Below are 16,092 nucleotides of genomic sequence, written 5' to 3'. Positions count from 1 at the left end.
TGGGTGCCGCCGTCGCCGAGGCCGAGATGTGCGGCGGCGGGTTCACGCCGGGCCTCACCGCGCGCCTCCTCCTCTCCGATGGGACCCGCGTCTTCGTCAAGGGCATCCCGGACGATCACCCCATGTCCGCGGTCTATGCGGCAGAAACACGGATCACCTCTGCCTTGCCCGAGGCTGCTCCCGGCCCGCGCGTGATCTGGTCCGCGCCTTCCGGCAAGGAGCAAGGATGGTCCTTGCTGTGCCTGGAGGACCTGCCGGACGGCAACCCCGACCTGTCGCCGGGCTCCCCCGGACCTGCGCGCGGTGGTCGATGCGCTGCTGCGCATCCGGGAGGTGCTGACCCCCTCGCCCATCCCCGACGCGCCGCAGATGGCCGATGTCGACGCCTCGATCCTGTGCGGCTGGGTACAGCTCGCTGAGAATGCGCCCGCGAGGCCGTCGTCGTCGACTGGTCGTACCTGAGCCAGGCGGCCGACTGGTGCGACGCGGCGTCGCTGGTACCGCACCTGATCCTCGCCGGGCATGATCCTGCTTCCGCCGAGCAGGTCATTGCTCCACTGCTGGGATCGGTGCCGGACACGAACGCGGTGACGGCGTTCGCGGCGGCGTTCGGCGGGTACTGGAAGCGTTCCTCCCGTAACCCTGCCCCTCCGAACGTTCCGCACCCGCGCGGCTACCAGGCCCGTGCCGCCGAAGCCGCCCGAGGCTGGATCGCGTACCGGACAGGCTGGGTGTAGGCCAGCAAAGGAAGCGGGCCCGACCCCTGTTGCAGGGGCCGGCCCGTTGTGGTGCAACTCGGAGGTCTTTGAGGGCGCTGGAGCCTCGGGCGGAGGTGAAACCGCCTTACCTATCCGGCATGTTGGAGCGTGGCCGTCTCCGTGTTCCGCGCCGCCTCACCGGTCGCGCCGACGGCGAGCTGCCCGTCCGCCTCATAGGCCAGTTCGACCAGGCCGCGGGTCTGCATCCGCCTGAGGTGGTGCGAGAGCCGGCTCGGCGGCCACTCCAGCTTGGCCGCCAGTACCTTCAGCCCGGCCATCCGGTACTCGGGCGCGAGCTGCCGCAGGGCCGGATCGCGCAGGTTCTCGGGGACGGTGGCCTCCTCGTCGAGCAGGGCGGCGAGGAGCCCGAGGGCGATCCGGGTCTCCTCCTCGTCGAGATCGGGCCCGTCTCCGCTCTGCGCGCCCGCGTCGGCGAAGAGGTCGCCGTAGTGCGCGAAGGAGCTGTCGGCCGCCCAGTCCCTGGTGAGGGCGGATATCTCCCCGCCGTGTCCGGCGGCCCGGAAGCCGTCGGCGAGGTGCCGTTTCCAGAGGGCGAGTTCCGCGGCGGGATCCCGGGAGCCGCCGATGCCGTGGACGAACACCAGCCGCGGTTTCACCTTGCCCGCCCGGTCCTGCATGCCCTGCCTCCCGGTAGCTCCCTGTGCCGCCGAGACTGCCAAGCGAGCCCGCCATCTCCCGATGATCCGTCATTTCACCTGCATGAACGTGCGGTTGCCCGCGTCGGTCCGTACGACGCCGAGGGGATCAGACGCCGGCACCGGCGCTGGGTTCCGTCCCTTCGGCTGTCGCCGTGCACGACGTCTGCGGCAGGCGTCGTGCGGCGAGCCACAGCGGCAGCGCCGTGTACGCACACAGCACGGCGAGCAGGGCGAGCGGCAGGCCGCCGAGGGCGCTCTCCACCGGGTGGGCGCCGTCCTCGGCGCCGGCCGGGCTGATGTCGCCGCTGCCAGTGACGGGATGTGCACGATCACCAGGGCACTACGCCGGCGTCGTCGAAGAACCGGCCGGTCGGACCGTCGTCGGGCAGGGTCGCGAGTTCGATGGCGATCGCCGCGCCCTGTTCGGGGGTGCGCACGCCGCGGAAGCCGTTGAGGTCGGTGGCGACGTAGCCGGGGCAGGCGGCGTTGATCAGGATGTTCGTGCCGCTCAGCTCCCGGGCGTACTGGAGGGTGACTGCGTTCAGGAACGTCTTGGACGGCGAGTACGCCACGGCCACCGGACCCGCCGTCTGCTCGGCGGCGGTTCCTGACTGCCGGGTGAGGGAGCCGACGCTGCTGGACATGTTCACGATCCGCGGTGAAGCAGAGCGGCACAGCAGCGGCATCATCGCGTTGGTGACGCGGATGACGCCGATCACGTTGGTCTCCACGACCGCCCGGATGATGGCGGGATCGACCCGGGTGGGCTCCTGCGGCATGGCGCCGGCGATGCCGGCGTTGTTGACGAGCACGTCGAGGCGCCCCGCCTGTTCCTCGATCAGCCGTGCGGCGGCGGTCGCGCTCGTATCGTCGGTCACGTCCAGTGGTACTTCGAACGCGTCGACGCCGGCCGCGCGCAGTCTCTCCACCGCGGCCTTCCGGCGCCGATCGTCGCGGGCGCCGACGCCGACGCTCCAGTCGAGGGCGCCCAGGCCCGCGGCGATCTCGTAGCCGATTCCCTTGTTCGCGCCGGTGACCAGCGCAATCGTTCGTTCGCTCATGGGGATCATGCTGTCCTCGGACTCCGGCCGGGGTCCAAGACCGATCGGGTGGGCGACGATACCGTCCGGGTATTGATCCGGGGTAGCGTGGCCGGATGGAGACCCGGGAACTGCGCTACTTCGTAGCGGTCGCCGAGGAGTTGCACTTCGGGCGCGCCGCGCAGCGGCTCGGGATCGCGCAGCCGCCCCTGTCGCGGGCGATCCAGCAGCTCGAACGCAGGCTCGGGGCAGTGCTGCTGGACCGGACCAGCCGCACCGTCACGCTGACCGAGGCCGGTTCGGTGCTGCTGGCCGAGGGCCGGGCGGCCCTCGGCGCGGTCGACGCCGCCGAGCGCCGAACCCGGCGCGCCGCCCTTTCCGCGGCCGGGCGTCCCGGCCTGGTCCTGGTGACGAAGGCCAGCGCGTCCCGCGAACTGCTGGCGGAACTGCTCGACGCGTACGCCGCCGAACCCGGCGCGGTCGCCGTCGACGTCATCCTGTGCGGCCCGGCCGAGCAGGGACGGCTCCTGCGCGAGGGCCTGGCCGACGTGGCGCTGCTGCACCGGCCGTTCGACTCGACGGACGGGCTCGACACCGAAGAGCTCGGCACGGAGGGCCAGGTCGCAGTCCTGCCGGCCGGGCATCCGCTCACTGACCGGGCCCATGTGCACATGGCCGACATCACCGGGCTGCCGGGCCTCCCCCTGCCACGCTGGCCCGGCCCCGACGGCACCTACCCGCCCGGCCCCGGCCCGCGGGTCCGCGACCACGCGCAGCTGTTGCAGCTCGTCGCGCTCGGCCGGGCCTGCGCGGTCTCACCGGAGTCGTGCCGGGCCCAACTGCCCGGTGACCTCGCCGCCGTGCCCGTGCTGGACGCGCCGGACGTCACCACCGTGATCGCCTGGCCCCCGCACAGCCGGTCCAGAGCCGTCGCCGACCTCGTCCGCACCGCGACCCGTCTCCAGTAGTTCCGACATCCCCGGCCGGGTTCCACCTGTCGTGGCCGTGCTACTCCGGGGCCGGGGCCCGAGCCGGTTGTCAGGCGTCCACTTCGCCGGCCCAGCCGAACTCCAGGAGTTCCTTGGGGAGATACGGGGGGTCTCCACCCACGAGTAGACGTACTCGTCGAACTCCGCACCGGACGCGCAGAGGAAGGACAGGGGAACCTGCGCGAGCCGGTCCATCCAGAAGCGGGACCTGTCCAAGACCGACTTCGTGTACGTGTGGGCCGACGGCGTGCACTTGAAGGTACGGCTGGACGAGGCAAAGGCGCGTGTGTGCTGGTCATGGTGGGCGTCCGGGCTGACGGCAGCAAGGAGCTGATAGCCCTGGACGAGGGCTACCGGGAGTCCGGCGAGTCGTGGGCGAACCTGCTGCGTGACTGCGCCCGGCGCGGGATGCGGCACCGGTGCTCGCCGTCGGCGACGGGGCGCTGGGCTTCTGGAAGGCGCTGCGCGAGGTGTTCCCCGAGACCCGGGAGCAGAGGTGCTGGGTGCACAAGACCGCGAACGTGCTGGACGCCCTTCCGAAGTCGGCGCAGCCGGCGGCGAAGAACGCGATCGCGGACATCTACAACGCTGAGGACAAAGACCAGGCCAAGGCCGCTGTCAAGGCGTTCGCCCGGCAGTACTCCGCGAAGTTCCCCAGGGCCGTGGCGAGGGTCGTCGACGACGAGGACGTGCTGCTGGCGTTCTACGACTACCCGGCCGAGCACTGGATCCACCTGCGCACGACCAACCCGATCGAGTCCACCTTCTCCACGGTCAGGCTGCGCACCAAGGTCACTCGCGGCGCCGGTTTCCGGTCGGCCGCCTTGGCGATGACTTTCAAGCTCATCGAGTCGGCCCAGGACCGCTGGCGCTCGGTCAACGCGCCCCATCTGGTCGCGCTGGTCCGCGCCGAGGCTCGCTTTGAGAAGGGAGTTCTTGTCGAGCGCGAGGAAACCACCGCTGCCTGATCGCAGGATTCGATGACTGCACGTTCGTGCCTGGCCTCACACGGATGGTCTGCCTCGCCCCAGCAGCCCGCTCAGCTCGTGGGCGAGGGCGACCGAGGCCTCGATCTCGACCTTGCGGATGGACACGCTCTCCACGAGGAACCCAAACGGCATGCCGAGCTCGCGGCAGAAGGCGATCAAGTCCCGGGCGTTGGCCAGGCAGTGCTGGTAGGACTCGGCCAGCGTGTCGTCCGCGTGCCGCAGGGAGTTCTCCAGCCAGCGCGGAACGTCGACGCCGAGCCACTGGAGGAACGCCAGCGTCTTCACCGAGCCGCACACCGAGAGCGTGAACAGGACGGGCCTCGGTTCCAGGCTCCGCTCGCGGCAGGTGTAGTAGTAGTCCGAGACCATGCTCTTCGCCGCGTCGGCGTTGTAGATGACCTGCGAAATGAAGTACGCGCATCCGGCATCCTGCTTGGCCAGCAGCCGCAGATGTTCCTCGGGGCGTTCGGTGATGGCCACGCCGCCGAGCAGCAGGTCTGGACGGACGTCGCGGCGCAGGTCCTGCGCCGCGGACAGGCCGGTCCGCACCGCCTTCTGTTTCGAGGACGCGCCGACGAAGACGCCGAGCAGCCGGTCCGTGTCGGCCGTCCGCAGCCAGGTCCGCAGCTCCGCCTGGGAGTACTTGCCGACGCACCGGTAGACGACCACGGGGCGGTTCCACTCGCCAAGATAGTCTGCGTGGTAGGTGGCAGGGTCGATGGTTGGCAGGTACGGAAACGGCCGTTCCGTCGGATTGCGGTCGCTCTCGTCGTCGATGTCGTAGAGCGCCAGACCATCGACATCGAGAAACTCCAACCGTGCCAGGGTGGCAGCGGTGATCTCCCGGATCCGCTCGGGAGTGTTGCTCAGGCGGGGCGGCGTGATGCCGAACAGCAGGACACCGCTCTCGGCGTCAGTCACCCGACTTCGGAGATCCGTGCTGTCGCTCTGGTTCGCCATGACGCGGAAGTTAGCAGCTCATCCGCCATACGGCATGCGAGTACCACCCTGTGAGACCGGATTCGGTTCTGAACCAACCGACGTCCAGCCACGTGGATCGGATCCACAGGGTTTGACAATTGCTCCAGGCGGCGGCAGCTACAGCGACGACCCGCCGTTCTGACAGAGGTCCCCCATCATCCCTTGACCACCCTGCGTGACCGCACCACGAGAAGTGGACCAGAGCCGGCTTTCAGTTCTGGCACACATTCCGTATGAGCGGTGGTCAGGAGTGCGCGGAATCACTGTCGTCCCACCTCCATCCGGTTTGGGGGAACTGCTCGAGCAGGGCGGAGAGCGAAGGTGCCTGGTAGATGGCGGATGACCAGTTCTCTGCGGAGACGTCGAGTGTCACCAGAGGCGGAATTTCCTGACGAAAGTCATAGGCAAGCAGTTCACGGCTTCCGTCCCCACCGATGACGACGGCACCGGGGAAGCGCTTCTGGAACTCGCCAGCCTCATTGATGCCGATGAGCTCGACCAGCGCGTCAATCACCAGGAAGTCGTCAGCGGGAGGAACGAACTGACTCAGACTTCCTGTGGTGCCCAGGAAGTCCCGGTAATCTTGGGGAAAGCGGACTCCGAAGTGGTGCTCGACCTGCGCGATCTGGTCGTTGTTCGAACTCATCAGGCAGTTCTATCAAGGGCATCGCCCGCCTGGTGGCGGTGGCCGCCTGGTGCCGCGGTGAGGAGTACGCGTTTGCGGAGCAGGGGGAGCTTCTGCAAGACGTCGGATGCCACGAAGTAGGCCGGCCAGCGGGCGGCAAGGAAGGGGCGCCGAGGCTGCCGACGGCGGCCCGGCGCTGCAACGCCTCGAACGAGAGCCGGCCCTCCTCCACATCCCGGACGATCAGTTCGCCGTCGATGACCAGACCTCCGGGGAGCTGTGCCTGGGCGGCGCACCAGGTCCGGCCACCGGTCCTGGACCAGGGACCCGCGCCGAGGCTGAAGCAGCACCCGCCCGCCCGGCCCGGACGCGGAGAACAAGATCGCGCGGTGTCCGTCGCACTTCTGCTCGTAGGCCACACCCGTCCGCAGTAGGGCAGGCCCGGGGAGCGCCTCAGCGGCCTGCCCGAGCATCGGCTCCACCGGCGGCCGCAGCACCATCCCGCACCCTCCTCCGCCAGTTGGCCAGGATCTACGGCCAGTCTCAGCCCCACAGCGGGCGCCAGCACGGCGGACACGGGGCCGACAGGTCTACTGTCGCTCAGCGAGTTGTAGCGCCCGGGCGTCCGGCTCGCATGTAGTCGAGGTAGTCGCCACCGGCCACGCCCTGGTTGCACCAGCGATCGGCGTGTGCGCCGAGTTCTTGCTCGGCCAGGTGCAGGGCCTCGGCTGATCATTCGCCCCGCTGCGCGCCAGCGTGAGCGCCGGGCTGATCCGGCCACCGGTGATGCCCGCCACCTACTGCGCTGAGACACGGCGGCGGGCCGGTCAGCCAGGTCCAGGTCGTTCGGAACGGCCAGGCCTTCGGTCAGCGGCACCCACATCGCGCGGGCATCCACGCTCACCGCCACCGGATTCGGGACCGGGGCCGCCGGAGCCGGAGCCGGGGCCGGATCGGGAGCAGAAGGGGCGGCCGCCGGTGCGGCGGCGCCCTGCTGGGCCAGGAGCGCGGCGACGGCCCGGTCGACGCCGACGCCCTGGCCCTGCGCAGCCCACAGGAAGGAAACGACGTCGACGCCCTGCTGGTCGAGGTGGGCCATCTTGGCGGCCAAGTCCGGCCATGTCCGGCCACGCCGGGAAGGAGAGCATCGAGCGCACCAGGTCCTCGGGCAAAGTGAAGAGCACAAGCGAGGTGAAGAGCACGGCCGCCCCGCTCATCCTGTCTTCACCGGCCCGAGGAAACGATCGGCCACTCCAGCCGGAGCCCTAACGTGGACAGGATGAAGCTTCCCCCCACCGCGTTGTCAACGGCCGCCGCCCTGCTGCTCCTCGCGCCCGGCCCGGCACACGCCGTGGATCCGGCGCCGTGCGTCAAGGGCGCGTCCGAATCCAAGTCCCACAGCTCCGTCGACGGCAGCGAGCTGCGGTAGACCGAGGTCTCGGAGCACGACCCCGAGATCAGGCACGCCATCGCCGCCTGGCAGTACGCCGGAGCGAAGATCAGAATCCTCAAGGACTCCGCGCGACCGTCAACGACCTCGAATTCGGGGACGTCGACAGCCTGAGCGGCGGAGCCGCAGGCGAGTGGCAGTTCCGCGCCGCGCCCGGCTTCACGGATTACATCAAGTTCAGCAAGACCAAGGCGTCGCTAGCCGCCTGCGCGGACCAGGCCCGTCTCGTACGCGAGGATCACCAGTTGGGCGCGGTCGCGGACGCCGAGCTTGGCGATGGCGCGGGTGACATGGGTCTTGGCGGTGAGCGGGCTGATGAAGAGCCGTGCGGCGATCTGGTCGTTGGACAGGCCGGTCGCGATCAGGCGGGTCACCTCGAGTTCCCGGGCGGTGAGCACGGCGAGCCGTTCGGCGGTGTCGACGGGGGCCGCCGGGCGGTGCGCGAACTGCTCGATCACCCGTCGGGTCGCGCTCGGTGAGAGCAGCGCGTCTCCGGCCGCTACCGACCGGATGGCCTGGCGCAGGTCGTCCGGTTCGATCTCCTTGGTGAGGAAGCCGCTCGCGCCGACGCGCAGGGCCGCGAAGACGTACTCGTCGGTCTCGAAGGTGGTGAGGACGATGACCCGGCAGTCCGTGAGTTCGGAGTCCTCGACGATCTTCCGGGTGGCGGTGAGGCCGTCCGTGCCGGGCATGCGGATGTCCATGAGGACGACGTCGGGGTGGACGGCGCGGGCCGTTCGGACGGCCTCGTCGCCCGTGCCCGCTTCACCGATGACCTCGATGTCCTCGGCGCGGGCGAGGAGGCTGCCGAATCCGGCCCGTACCAGGGCTTGGTCGTCGGCCAGGAGCACCTTGATCGTCATGGGCGGAAGCCTGGCACAGGGATGGCGGCCCGCACGACCCATCCGTCGCCCCCGCCGCGCGGTCCGGCGGAGAAGTCGCCACCGAGCGCACGGACCCGCTCGTCCATCCCGCGTACGCCGTGCCCAGGCGCCCCCGATGTCTTCGCCGGGTTCCGGCCGTCGTCGGTGACGCTCACCTCCACCCGCCCGTGGCCGCATCGGACGCTCACGTCGGCCCGGGACGCCCCTGCGTGGCGGACGGTGTTGGTGAGGGCCTCCTGAACGATCCGGTGGACGGCGAGGGAGAGGGGTGCGGCGACGGCGGCGAGGTCGCCGGACGTCTCCAGCCGTATGTCCAGCTCCGCCGACCGCATCCGGTCGACGAGCGCCGCGACCTCGGGGGCTCCGGCCGCGGGGCCTTCCGGGGTCTCCCCCGGCGCGCGCAGCACGTGGACGAGCGCGCGGAGGTCCCGTACCGCCTCGGTACGGACCTGCTGGGCAGTGGTGAGCGCGGCCCGCGCCTCCTGCGGTGAATCGTCCAGAGCCTCGGCCGCGACCCGAAGCTGGATCCCGACGACGGTGAGGGTGTGCCCGACGACGTCGTGCAGTTCGCGGGCGATCTCCAGGCGTGCCTCCGCGATCCGCCGGCCGGCCTCAAGGTCCCTTTCCCGCACGGCTCGCAGCAGGCGTTCGTCGCGTTCGGCACGCCAGCGGAGGCGGTTGCGGTAGGCAGTCGCGGCGGCGAGGAGCACCGTCAGCCAGAGGGCCTCGGCGCCCAGGGAGCCGATGACCTCGCGCGGGGTGAGGCCACCGGCAGTCATCTCCCAGGTCGCGGCGAAGGCCAGTTCGGCGAGGCCGACGCCGGCCGCCCACGGGAGGCCTGGGCGGCCGGGCCGGTCGTCGGCGGCGAGTGCGGCGTACGCGGCGGAGACCGGCCACACCCAGCCGGCGTCGGTGAGTCCGCTGGTGCGGAACACGACGACGGCCTGCACGCTCAGCAGCAGCACGGCGAGCGGCCACCGGCAGCGCGCCAGAAGGAGCAGGCTCAGCCACAGGGCGAGCGGCAGGGCTCCCGCGACGTCCAGGCGGCCGCCGAGCCGGGCGGTGCCGGCCAGGACGGCGACGGCGGTGCCGGCCGCGAGGAGCCGGTCGACGAGCCGGACCACGCGGGGGCCGGCAGGAGCGGGGACGGCGAGTCGTTCCATGCGCCGATCATCCACGACGGTCCCGTCCCTGCTGCTCGCGGGCGCCCGCAGCGACTACGGCGAGCGCGATCCACCCGAAGTCGGCGGCGATCACCAGGCGTTCGGCGAGACCGACGAGCGTGGGGGCTCCGCCCAGTCCCAGCGACGGGCCGCCGTCCATCACGTCGACCAGGAGGACGGCGAGCGCCGCCGTGGCCGTCACCGAGGCCGCGGTAAGGGCGCTCAGGGCCGTGCGCAGGCCGGGCCGCTCGGCCGCGAGCGTCCCGCGGAGCAGAACGGCGGCGGTCGGCAGGGCGGCGAAGGCGAGGAAGGCGGCGTTGCCGTGGACGAGTTCGGAGACGGAGGGGCTGCTCCAGTGGCCGGGCGGGTCGGCCGGGAAGAGGGCCGCCACCAGCATGCCGGCCGTCCACACCACGAGCGCCGCCCGGCCCCACCGCCGGGTCCCGGCACCGAGCCGTATCGCGAGGATGGTGGAGGCGGCGGCGATGGCCAGCAGGGCGGCCGGGAGCAGCCAGCCGGAAGTGCCGTGTACGTACCGGCTGAGGGTCTCGCTCACCAGGTCGTACTCCGGGTTGAGCGTCTCCAGCGCGGCCATCGCCAGGACCCCCGTGCCGATCAGGGTGAGCGGGGCCCGTGCTCCCGATGCCGAAGCCGTGTGCGTCGTCGTCATGTGGTCCTCCTCGGTGTCGTTCCGGTGATCCAGAACCTACGGAGGAAGCGGGGGTGGCCGCGTCACCCCGATGAGGACGTCCCGTCGTACACCGGACGGTGTCGTCGTCCGGGACGGCTGCACCGTTGGGTGTAGGTGCCGGCGCAGCCGTGCCGCTGCGGCACCGAACTCGCGGGCACCGGCATCCGCGTGAACGTCCTGGCGCCCGGACCGTGCCGGACACCGCTGAGCGAAGGCGCCGACGACGATCCCCGGGGGCGGGAGTCCCTCGACCTCCAGCCGTGTGGCGGCAGCCCGGGTGAACGTCTCCTCGGCGAAGTCGGCGAACGCGGGCCCTCGCCACACCTCCAGCGCCTCGGCCAGCGGTCCGGCCCGTAGGCGCGGGTCCCCGGCGGTCTTCGCCCGCGCCGCCAGCGCCGCGACCCGGGATCCGCCCGTGGCAGCGGTGGTGGCCGGCCTTCTGCTGGTCGCCTTCCCACAGGTGGCGGGTGAGCTCCATAAGGCGCGGACCCGTGCGGTTGGGGTGGCGCTCGCCGATCCGGTTGAACACCAGCAGGACGGGCGGGTGCGTCCTGTACCGGGACCAGGCGATTGACCCGCGCTGGATGCGCCATCGGTGACCTCTGCGCCCGGGCGACCTCCAGGGCGCCTCCGATGAGTACCCGGTCTCCTGCAAGGCCCCCCGTCCAAGGCATCCACCCGCTCGCCTCGCCCGGCCGCCGGACCTGCTCCGGCACGATGCTCACCGTGATGCGGGCTGGCCATGCCGTACTCGCGCTGGTTCAGGGCATCCTGGTCACGCGCGTGACGATGTATCCGGTTAGGGTGGCCGGCGCAATCGAAGTACTCCCGGGGAATGAAACTTGACCACTCAGCAAGGCCCACGATCGGTGCGTTCCGCCGTCTCCGCGCCAGTCACACTCGCGCTCGCGCTCACGGGCCAAGGACGACCGGGCATGGTCGAGGACCCGGTCATCGGCCTTATGCGGATCCTGCGCACGGCGCTCGGTCTGGGGGCCACGTTGTGGCTGGTGTTCGCCTATCCCCTGAAGACGGGGCGCGAGGACTTCGTCCTCGGCAAGCTGGAAGACCTCTTGCTCGGGTGCGCGATCGTGCTGGTGGCCGGGGTCGTGGGGGTTGCCGCCTTCATCCTCGGTGCCCGTGCCCCCTTGGGTCGCCTGTACGCGTCCCGACTTATATGGCCGCTGCGCGCGTTGGGCGTGATCTTCCTGGGGGCGGGCACAGCCTGGCTGATGCTGGCTTTCCTGCGCGGGGACATTCCGGTGGGGCAGTGGCTGGGCGGGCATGACATCACGTTCGGCCTGTTCGGGAAGATCGGCGGCACGATCATCAGCGGCCTCGTCTTCACCGTGATCCTCATCGTGGGTGGCGTCGCGTGTGCCGTCGGTCTCGTCGCGGCGCTGTGCTTCACGCTGTTCGCCCTTGTCACCGGCCTCAACTCGTGCTTCCGCACCGCCGATGTGCACGAGCTGCTGCCCGCGTTCATCTCGCCCCTGCTCGTGTGGTCGCTCGCCGTGCTCCAGTTCTTCGACGACGCCGACGTGGCCGCCCCTGCGGCCGTTCTCACCGCCTTCCTCCTCGGCGGACCCGTGTCCGTGACGGCCCTGTCCGTGTGGGAGGTACGGCGTCTGCGAAGCCGGTACGGAATCACCCTCCGCTCCGCGCTGGGCCGCTGAACGCAGGCCCCCTCGGCAAGGCGACGGCCACGACCAACTCCACCATCCGGGAGGGCGCGGCCGGTCGGGAGACCCGGCTGTCGCGGCTGAGGCCGCACCGGCTCGGCCGGCCCAGGCGTTCGCGCCCAGCAGGCGTGCGTAGCGGCCCCCGGGCCCGAAGGCGGGCCCGCCCACGATCACGGGGGTGCCGACGGCCTGGCAGGCGGTGACGGTCGCGTGGGCGGCAGGCAGGCGGGTCGCGAGGGAGCCGGAGAGCGCCACGGCGTCCGGGCCGGTACGGTGCAGGTGCGCGACGAGGTGCGGGGCGGTCACCTGGGCCCCGAGGTAGTCGATGCGCCAGCCCCTGATCCGCAGTACCTCGGCCAGGAGCCGGGCGGGCAGGGCGTGCCATTCGCCGTCCACGCAGGCCACGGTGATCCGGCCGCGGGTAGGTGCCGGGGTCCCCCGGGGGTGCAGGGCGACGGCGGCGACGGCCCGGTTGTTGATGGCCGTCGCGGCGTGCTCCTGGGCGACGGTGATGCGGTTCGCCGCCCACTCCCGGCCGACGGCGTCCCTGCACGGGGGCGATGACGTCGAGGAGGACGTCCTCTGCGCTCATGCCCGCGTCGAGGGCGCGGAGCAGCGTGGCGACCGTGGCGCCCTCGTCGAACGCCAGCACCGACTCCCACACCCGTGCGCGCAGTTCACGGACCGGCGGGGCGGACGTCACGGACGTGCTCACGCGGTGAACCGTCCGCGGGTGTGGCCGTCCACGGCGCTGAGGTGGTTGGTGCGCGGGGCCGAGATGACGATGACGGCCATGTCGTCGTGGCGGCCCGTCCCGACCCACTGGGAGGTGAGCATCTGCACGTGCTCCACCACGGCCTCGGCGGGCATCGCCGCGCACTCCGACAGGGCGCGGCGCAGCCGCTCCTCCCCGAACATCGCTCCGCCCATGGGTCCTCCCCGTGCCTCGCTGATCCCGTCGGTGTACAGGACGCAGGTGTCGCCGGGTGCGAGCGTCACCCGGGCCGTCTCCGTGGTGATCCGGGGCGGCGCCCCGACCAGCGTCCCCTTGGTGTCGGCCTCCTCGACCCGGCCGTCGGAGCGCAGGATCAGCGGGGCGGGGTGCCCGGCGCTCGTCAGGCGCAGCCGCACCGCGTTGCCGTCACGGGCCGTGGAGGCCAGCACCATGGTGGCGAAGCGGGCGTTCTCGGAGTTCAGCAGCGAGGTGTTGAGCAGGCTGGAGCATGCGGTGGCGGTCGTCGGCCATCGGCAGGAGGGCGTGCAGGGTGTTGCGGATCTTGCCGGTCATCACGGCCGCTTCCAGACCCTTGCCGCACACGTCCCCGAGGACGACCAGGGAGGATGACGGAGCGTCACCGGCGCACGGTGGCACACCCCAGCGTCACGAAAATCTTGCCAGGGCCAGATGGGCTGTGGCGGATATTTCGTGACGATCACGGCGGCTGAGCGAGGACAAGGGTCCGCAACGGAGTGAAGGAGGCGCGGCCGTACGGCCGACGTTTGAGGAGATGGCTTGAGCGGCACGACGGTCGGTCTGGCCAATGCCCTTGATCCGAGAGATAGGAGCAGCTCCCTATCGCCGTTCTTGACGGTAGTCGTGGGTGTGAGAATGGGGACCCCTTCAGACGCTGTCCCGGCGTTGTCATCGCCCGTGTCCGGCCCTATCTGTTCGGAGACGCCAGATCGAGGCAGGAGCACCTTGACTACTACGAACCGCTGGCACCTGCAAGGCTCTGCTGTTCACGCCTATTCCGGTGAGGAAGCTCGACAGCTGCTTCGAAGTCGGTGGGACTGGGGGAGCCAGGAGACGTGGTTCGAGAATGACGCGGGGCGGCTCTTGGTCGTGGTCACCAACGGCGAACGCGCGATGGTCGTGTCGCTTGACGGGAAGGACGACCCTGGTGAGCATCTCGTCGATCCGCGCGGCAAAGGCTCCTCTGGCGGCTACGTGCTGTCCAACGGGCAGGTCGACAGCTACCCCGACCGGGACACTGTCGCCTTCGATGTCGCTGGCCATGCCGTGGCGTACTTCATCGAGCATGGCACCTGGCCCGCCGAGGTGATCGTTGAAGGCGACTGCGGTGAATGACCGCACCTGATGTGACTTTGGAGTCGACTGTGGCCGATAGTTCGTGACGGTGAGTTCTAAACATCCTGTACAGCCAGCGTTGTCCGTTCCTCAACATGCTGTTCGTGGGGGACGAACAGCGGTTCTGGGACTTGGTGTGGCCTGACGTCGACGGGGTCGTCGTGGACGGTGTGGAGGTGGTCGAGGACACCGTCAGGATCGATGTGCATGCTGGGCAGCGGGCGGTGACGTGCCCGGCGTGCGCTGTGTCGGCCTCGCGTCTCCACAGCACGTACAGACGGCGGTTGGCGGACCGCCCGATCGGGGGCCGACGGGTGGTTCTCCGGCTGATGGTCCGCCGGTTCTTCTGCGACAACGCCGCCTGCAAGCGCCGGACCCTTGCGGAGCAGGTGGAACACCTGACGACGCCGTACCAGCGACGGACCGTGGCCGTGGCGCGGATGGTGCAGGCGATCGGGCTGGCCGTCGGTGGCCGGGCCGGCGCCCGGCTCGCCGGCTACCTGCCGGTGAGGGCGAGCCGCGACGTGATCGTGAGGGAAGTCCGTCGGCTCCCCGACCCACCATCCGGCCAGGTCACGGTGCTGGGGATCGACGAGTTCGCGTTCCGCGGGGGCGCCACCTACGGCACCGTGCTGTTCGACGTCGAAACGCGGCGGCCGATCGATCTGCTGCCCGACCGCACTGCGGACACGGTGGCCGCCTGGCTCGCCGACCACCCCGACATCAAGGTGATCTGCCGGGACCGGTGCAGCACGTTCAGCCAGGCCGCGGCCCGCGCGGCACCCGATGCGATCGAGGTTGCAGATCGCTGGCATTTGCTGCACTCGCTCGCCCGTGCCGTCGAACGAACGGCGCACCAGCACCGCGCCTGCCTGCGCAAAGACGCCGAGATCAACGATCTGGACCAGCACCAGGAGCCGTCCGCCCCCGAGGCCCTGGCGGCGCTGATCGGGCCCCCGGAGCCGAACGATCCACCGGACGGCCAGCTCCTGGCACGCGTCCGTCAGTGGCACATCGACATCCACCAGCTGCGCGAACGTGGCTGGACCATCAGCGCGATCGCCGACCGCCTGGGCCGCGACCGCAAGACGGTGCGCGCCACTACCTCACCACCGACCTCGACCAGATCCTCGCCTCGGCCCGCGAACCCCGTCCCAACGGCCACATCAACCGCTTCAAGCCCTACCTGCAACAGCGCTTCCGTGGCGGCGCCACCAACGCCGCTGCCCTGTGCCGCGAGATCCGCGAACGCGGCTACCGCGGCAGCCGCGTCGTGGTCACCAAGTACATCGCGACCCTCCGCGCCGGCACTGCTGCCCCCGAACCACCGCAGCCGATTCCCAGTCCCCGCCGGATCACGACCTGGATCATGCGCCGCCCCGAGACCCTCACCGACAGCCAGCGTGAACACCTCGAACGCATCCTGGCCGCCTGCCCCGACCTCGCCACCGCCCGGGACCTCGCCCATGAGTTCAGCACCATCGCCCGCGAACGCCGCGGCAACGACCTCACAAGCTGGATGGCCCGTGCCCTCGACCACGGGCCCCAGCCTGTCCAGGGCTTCGCCGCCTTCCTCCAGAACAACTGGGACGCCGTCGTCAATGGCCTCACACTGAACTGGAGCTCCGGCGCCGTCGAAGGCCAGGTCACACGGATCAAGCTGATCAAGCGCCGGTCATACGGCCGAGCTTCCTTCGCCCTCTTGCGGACCCTTGTCCTCGCTCAGCCGCCGTGATCGTCACGAAATTTCCGCCACAGCTACTTTCCAAGGAGTCTCATCACCAGGCCGCGACCGCGCCGCAGTCGAACTGCGGGTGGACGTCCGTGCCGGCCACCGGGCCGGTGAAGTCGGATTGCCTACGGCGCCAGTTCACCACCGCGGCCCGGCCCACCCCGGCGACCCGCGCCACCCCCGCCAGCAGCCCCCGTCCTGCCCCGCAACGACCGGGTCGAGGGCGGCGAGCGGGGAACGGCTCCCCGGCCGGGGGGGGGGGGGGGGGGGGGGAGGGGGGGGGGGGGGGGGGAACCCCCAAAAAAAGAACCCCCCGGGGGTCTGTCGGGGGGGACCCTTCCCCCCCCCCCGGAGAGGCGA

At 70.8% G+C, this 16,092-nt stretch carries 16 protein-coding genes and 4 pseudogenes; 8 read left to right on the top strand and 12 right to left on the bottom strand.

Features of this window, described 5'->3' with window-relative positions:
* Positions 1–303: 303 nt before the first annotated feature.
* On the top strand, positions 304–462 hold the full coding sequence (locus AC07A6_RS27895; protein WP_478778963.1) for a hypothetical protein: 159 nt from the start codon (positions 304–306) through the stop codon (positions 460–462).
* A gap of 385 nt (positions 463–847) precedes the next feature.
* On the opposite strand, the gene AC07A6_RS27890 is transcribed toward AC07A6_RS27895, so the two are convergent.
* The 3 genes from AC07A6_RS27890 to AC07A6_RS27880 all read right to left on the bottom strand — a co-directional run bounded on the left by AC07A6_RS27890 (position 848) and on the right by AC07A6_RS27880 (position 2,478).
* Positions 848–1,396 carry a hypothetical protein gene (locus AC07A6_RS27890; RefSeq protein ID WP_478778962.1) on the bottom strand — a complete coding sequence of 183 codons (549 nt, stop codon included), beginning with the start codon at positions 1,394–1,396 and terminating at the stop codon, positions 848–850.
* 127 nt (positions 1,397–1,523) lie between these two features.
* Positions 1,524–1,679: a hypothetical protein gene (locus tag AC07A6_RS27885; RefSeq protein WP_478778961.1), complete on the bottom strand. Its 156-nt coding sequence runs from the start codon at positions 1,677–1,679 to the stop codon at positions 1,524–1,526.
* Between the two features lie 67 nt (positions 1,680–1,746).
* A complete protein-coding gene (locus AC07A6_RS27880) occupies positions 1,747–2,478 on the bottom strand; it encodes an SDR family oxidoreductase (RefSeq protein WP_362456904.1) in 732 nt (243 codons plus the stop codon).
* Between the two features lie 95 nt (positions 2,479–2,573).
* Between AC07A6_RS27880 and AC07A6_RS27875 the strand changes: the two genes are divergently transcribed.
* Positions 2,574–3,425, top strand: coding sequence for a LysR family transcriptional regulator (locus AC07A6_RS27875; protein ID WP_478778960.1), 852 nt, complete (start codon positions 2,574–2,576; stop codon positions 3,423–3,425).
* A gap of 220 nt (positions 3,426–3,645) precedes the next feature.
* Positions 3,646–4,414: pseudogene (locus AC07A6_RS27870) on the top strand (IS256 family transposase); the annotation flags it as partial.
* Between the two features lie 36 nt (positions 4,415–4,450).
* On the opposite strand, the gene AC07A6_RS27865 reads toward AC07A6_RS27870, so the two are convergent.
* Entirely contained in the window at positions 4,451–5,356 is a 906-nt protein-coding gene (locus tag AC07A6_RS27865; protein WP_478778959.1) for a methylenetetrahydrofolate reductase, read from the bottom strand.
* Between the two features lie 304 nt (positions 5,357–5,660).
* On the bottom strand, positions 5,661–6,062 hold the full coding sequence (locus tag AC07A6_RS27860) for an SMI1/KNR4 family protein (RefSeq protein WP_478778958.1): 402 nt from the start codon (positions 6,060–6,062) through the stop codon (positions 5,661–5,663).
* Positions 6,063–7,320: 1,258 nt separating this feature from the next.
* Here AC07A6_RS27860 and AC07A6_RS27855 point away from each other — a divergent pair.
* Positions 7,321–7,470 (top strand): hypothetical protein, encoded by a 150-nt coding sequence (locus tag AC07A6_RS27855; RefSeq protein WP_362456918.1) that lies wholly within the window; start codon positions 7,321–7,323, stop codon positions 7,468–7,470.
* A 218-nt stretch (positions 7,471–7,688) separates the two neighbouring features.
* Here AC07A6_RS27855 and AC07A6_RS27850 read toward each other — a convergent pair whose 3' ends face one another.
* From AC07A6_RS27850 to AC07A6_RS27835, 4 genes are read right to left on the bottom strand one after another with little or no spacing between them, the layout of a single operon-like run.
* Positions 7,689–8,354 carry a response regulator transcription factor gene (locus tag AC07A6_RS27850; protein ID WP_362456921.1) on the bottom strand — a complete coding sequence of 222 codons (666 nt, stop codon included), beginning with the start codon at positions 8,352–8,354 and terminating at the stop codon, positions 7,689–7,691.
* Entirely contained in the window at positions 8,351–9,538 is a 1,188-nt protein-coding gene (locus AC07A6_RS27845) for a sensor histidine kinase (protein ID WP_478778957.1), read from the bottom strand. The genes AC07A6_RS27850 and AC07A6_RS27845 overlap by 4 nt, the downstream gene beginning before the upstream one ends.
* Positions 9,539–9,545: 7 nt before the next feature.
* Positions 9,546–10,208 (bottom strand): DUF998 domain-containing protein, encoded by a 663-nt coding sequence (locus AC07A6_RS27840; RefSeq protein WP_478778956.1) that lies wholly within the window; start codon positions 10,206–10,208, stop codon positions 9,546–9,548.
* A gap of 36 nt (positions 10,209–10,244) precedes the next feature.
* Entirely contained in the window at positions 10,245–10,973 is a 729-nt protein-coding gene (locus AC07A6_RS27835; protein ID WP_478778955.1) for a BTAD domain-containing putative transcriptional regulator, read from the bottom strand.
* 191 nt (positions 10,974–11,164) lie between these two features.
* Between AC07A6_RS27835 and AC07A6_RS27830 the strand changes: the two genes are divergently transcribed.
* Positions 11,165–11,905 (top strand): hypothetical protein, encoded by a 741-nt coding sequence (locus AC07A6_RS27830; protein ID WP_478779021.1) that lies wholly within the window; start codon positions 11,165–11,167, stop codon positions 11,903–11,905.
* 51 nt (positions 11,906–11,956) lie between these two features.
* On the opposite strand, the pseudogene AC07A6_RS27825 reads toward AC07A6_RS27830, so the two are convergent.
* A pseudogene (locus AC07A6_RS27825) lies at positions 11,957–12,626 on the bottom strand (cobalamin B12-binding domain-containing protein); the annotation flags it as partial.
* Positions 12,623–13,271: pseudogene (locus tag AC07A6_RS27820) on the bottom strand (PP2C family protein-serine/threonine phosphatase); the annotation flags it as partial. The pseudogenes AC07A6_RS27820 and AC07A6_RS27825, both read right to left, overlap by 4 nt.
* A 339-nt stretch (positions 13,272–13,610) precedes the next feature.
* Here AC07A6_RS27820 and AC07A6_RS27815 point away from each other — a divergent pair.
* From AC07A6_RS27815 to AC07A6_RS27805, 3 genes and pseudogenes are all read left to right on the top strand, one after another.
* Complete coding sequence (locus AC07A6_RS27815; RefSeq protein WP_478778954.1) at positions 13,611–14,000, top strand: Imm1 family immunity protein; 390 nt, start codon at positions 13,611–13,613, stop codon at positions 13,998–14,000.
* 95 nt (positions 14,001–14,095) lie between these two features.
* Positions 14,096–14,848: pseudogene (locus AC07A6_RS27810) on the top strand (ISL3 family transposase); the annotation flags it as partial.
* 158 nt (positions 14,849–15,006) lie between these two features.
* Complete coding sequence (locus tag AC07A6_RS27805; protein ID WP_478778953.1) at positions 15,007–15,735, top strand: ISL3 family transposase; 729 nt, start codon at positions 15,007–15,009, stop codon at positions 15,733–15,735.
* Between the two features lie 43 nt (positions 15,736–15,778).
* Here the strand turns inward: AC07A6_RS27805 and AC07A6_RS27800 are convergent, their stop codons facing one another.
* Positions 15,779–15,910, bottom strand: coding sequence for a hypothetical protein (locus AC07A6_RS27800; protein WP_478778952.1), 132 nt, complete (start codon positions 15,908–15,910; stop codon positions 15,779–15,781).
* Positions 15,911–16,092 lie beyond the last annotated feature (182 nt).

This window comes from Streptomyces sp. NPDC044002 (assembly GCF_056434525.1).
The sequence above is the reverse complement of the archived record's forward strand: the minus strand, read 5'-3'. Positions and strand labels throughout refer to the sequence as shown.

Excerpts from the sequence above, each read along its gene's own strand:
- AC07A6_RS27890 (WP_478778962.1), bottom strand. The coding sequence starts at position 1,396 with ATGCAGGACCGGGCGGGCAAGGTGAAACCGCGGCTGGTGTTCGTCCAC.
- AC07A6_RS27880 (WP_362456904.1), bottom strand. The coding sequence starts at position 2,478 with ATGAGCGAACGAACGATTGCGCTGGTCACCGGCGCGAACAAGGGAATC.
- AC07A6_RS27875 (WP_478778960.1), top strand. The coding sequence starts at position 2,574 with ATGGAGACCCGGGAACTGCGCTACTTCGTAGCGGTCGCCGAGGAGTTG.
- AC07A6_RS27860 (WP_478778958.1), bottom strand. The coding sequence starts at position 6,062 with ATGAGTTCGAACAACGACCAGATCGCGCAGGTCGAGCACCACTTCGGA.
- AC07A6_RS27855 (WP_362456918.1), top strand. The coding sequence starts at position 7,321 with ATGAAGCTTCCCCCCACCGCGTTGTCAACGGCCGCCGCCCTGCTGCTC.
- AC07A6_RS27850 (WP_362456921.1), bottom strand. The coding sequence starts at position 8,354 with ATGACGATCAAGGTGCTCCTGGCCGACGACCAAGCCCTGGTACGGGCC.
- AC07A6_RS27845 (WP_478778957.1), bottom strand. The coding sequence starts at position 9,538 with ATGGAACGACTCGCCGTCCCCGCTCCTGCCGGCCCCCGCGTGGTCCGG.
- AC07A6_RS27840 (WP_478778956.1), bottom strand. The coding sequence starts at position 10,208 with ATGACGACGACGCACACGGCTTCGGCATCGGGAGCACGGGCCCCGCTC.
- AC07A6_RS27835 (WP_478778955.1), bottom strand. The coding sequence starts at position 10,973 with ATGGCCAGCCCGCATCACGGTGAGCATCGTGCCGGAGCAGGTCCGGCG.
- AC07A6_RS27830 (WP_478779021.1), top strand. The coding sequence starts at position 11,165 with ATGGTCGAGGACCCGGTCATCGGCCTTATGCGGATCCTGCGCACGGCG.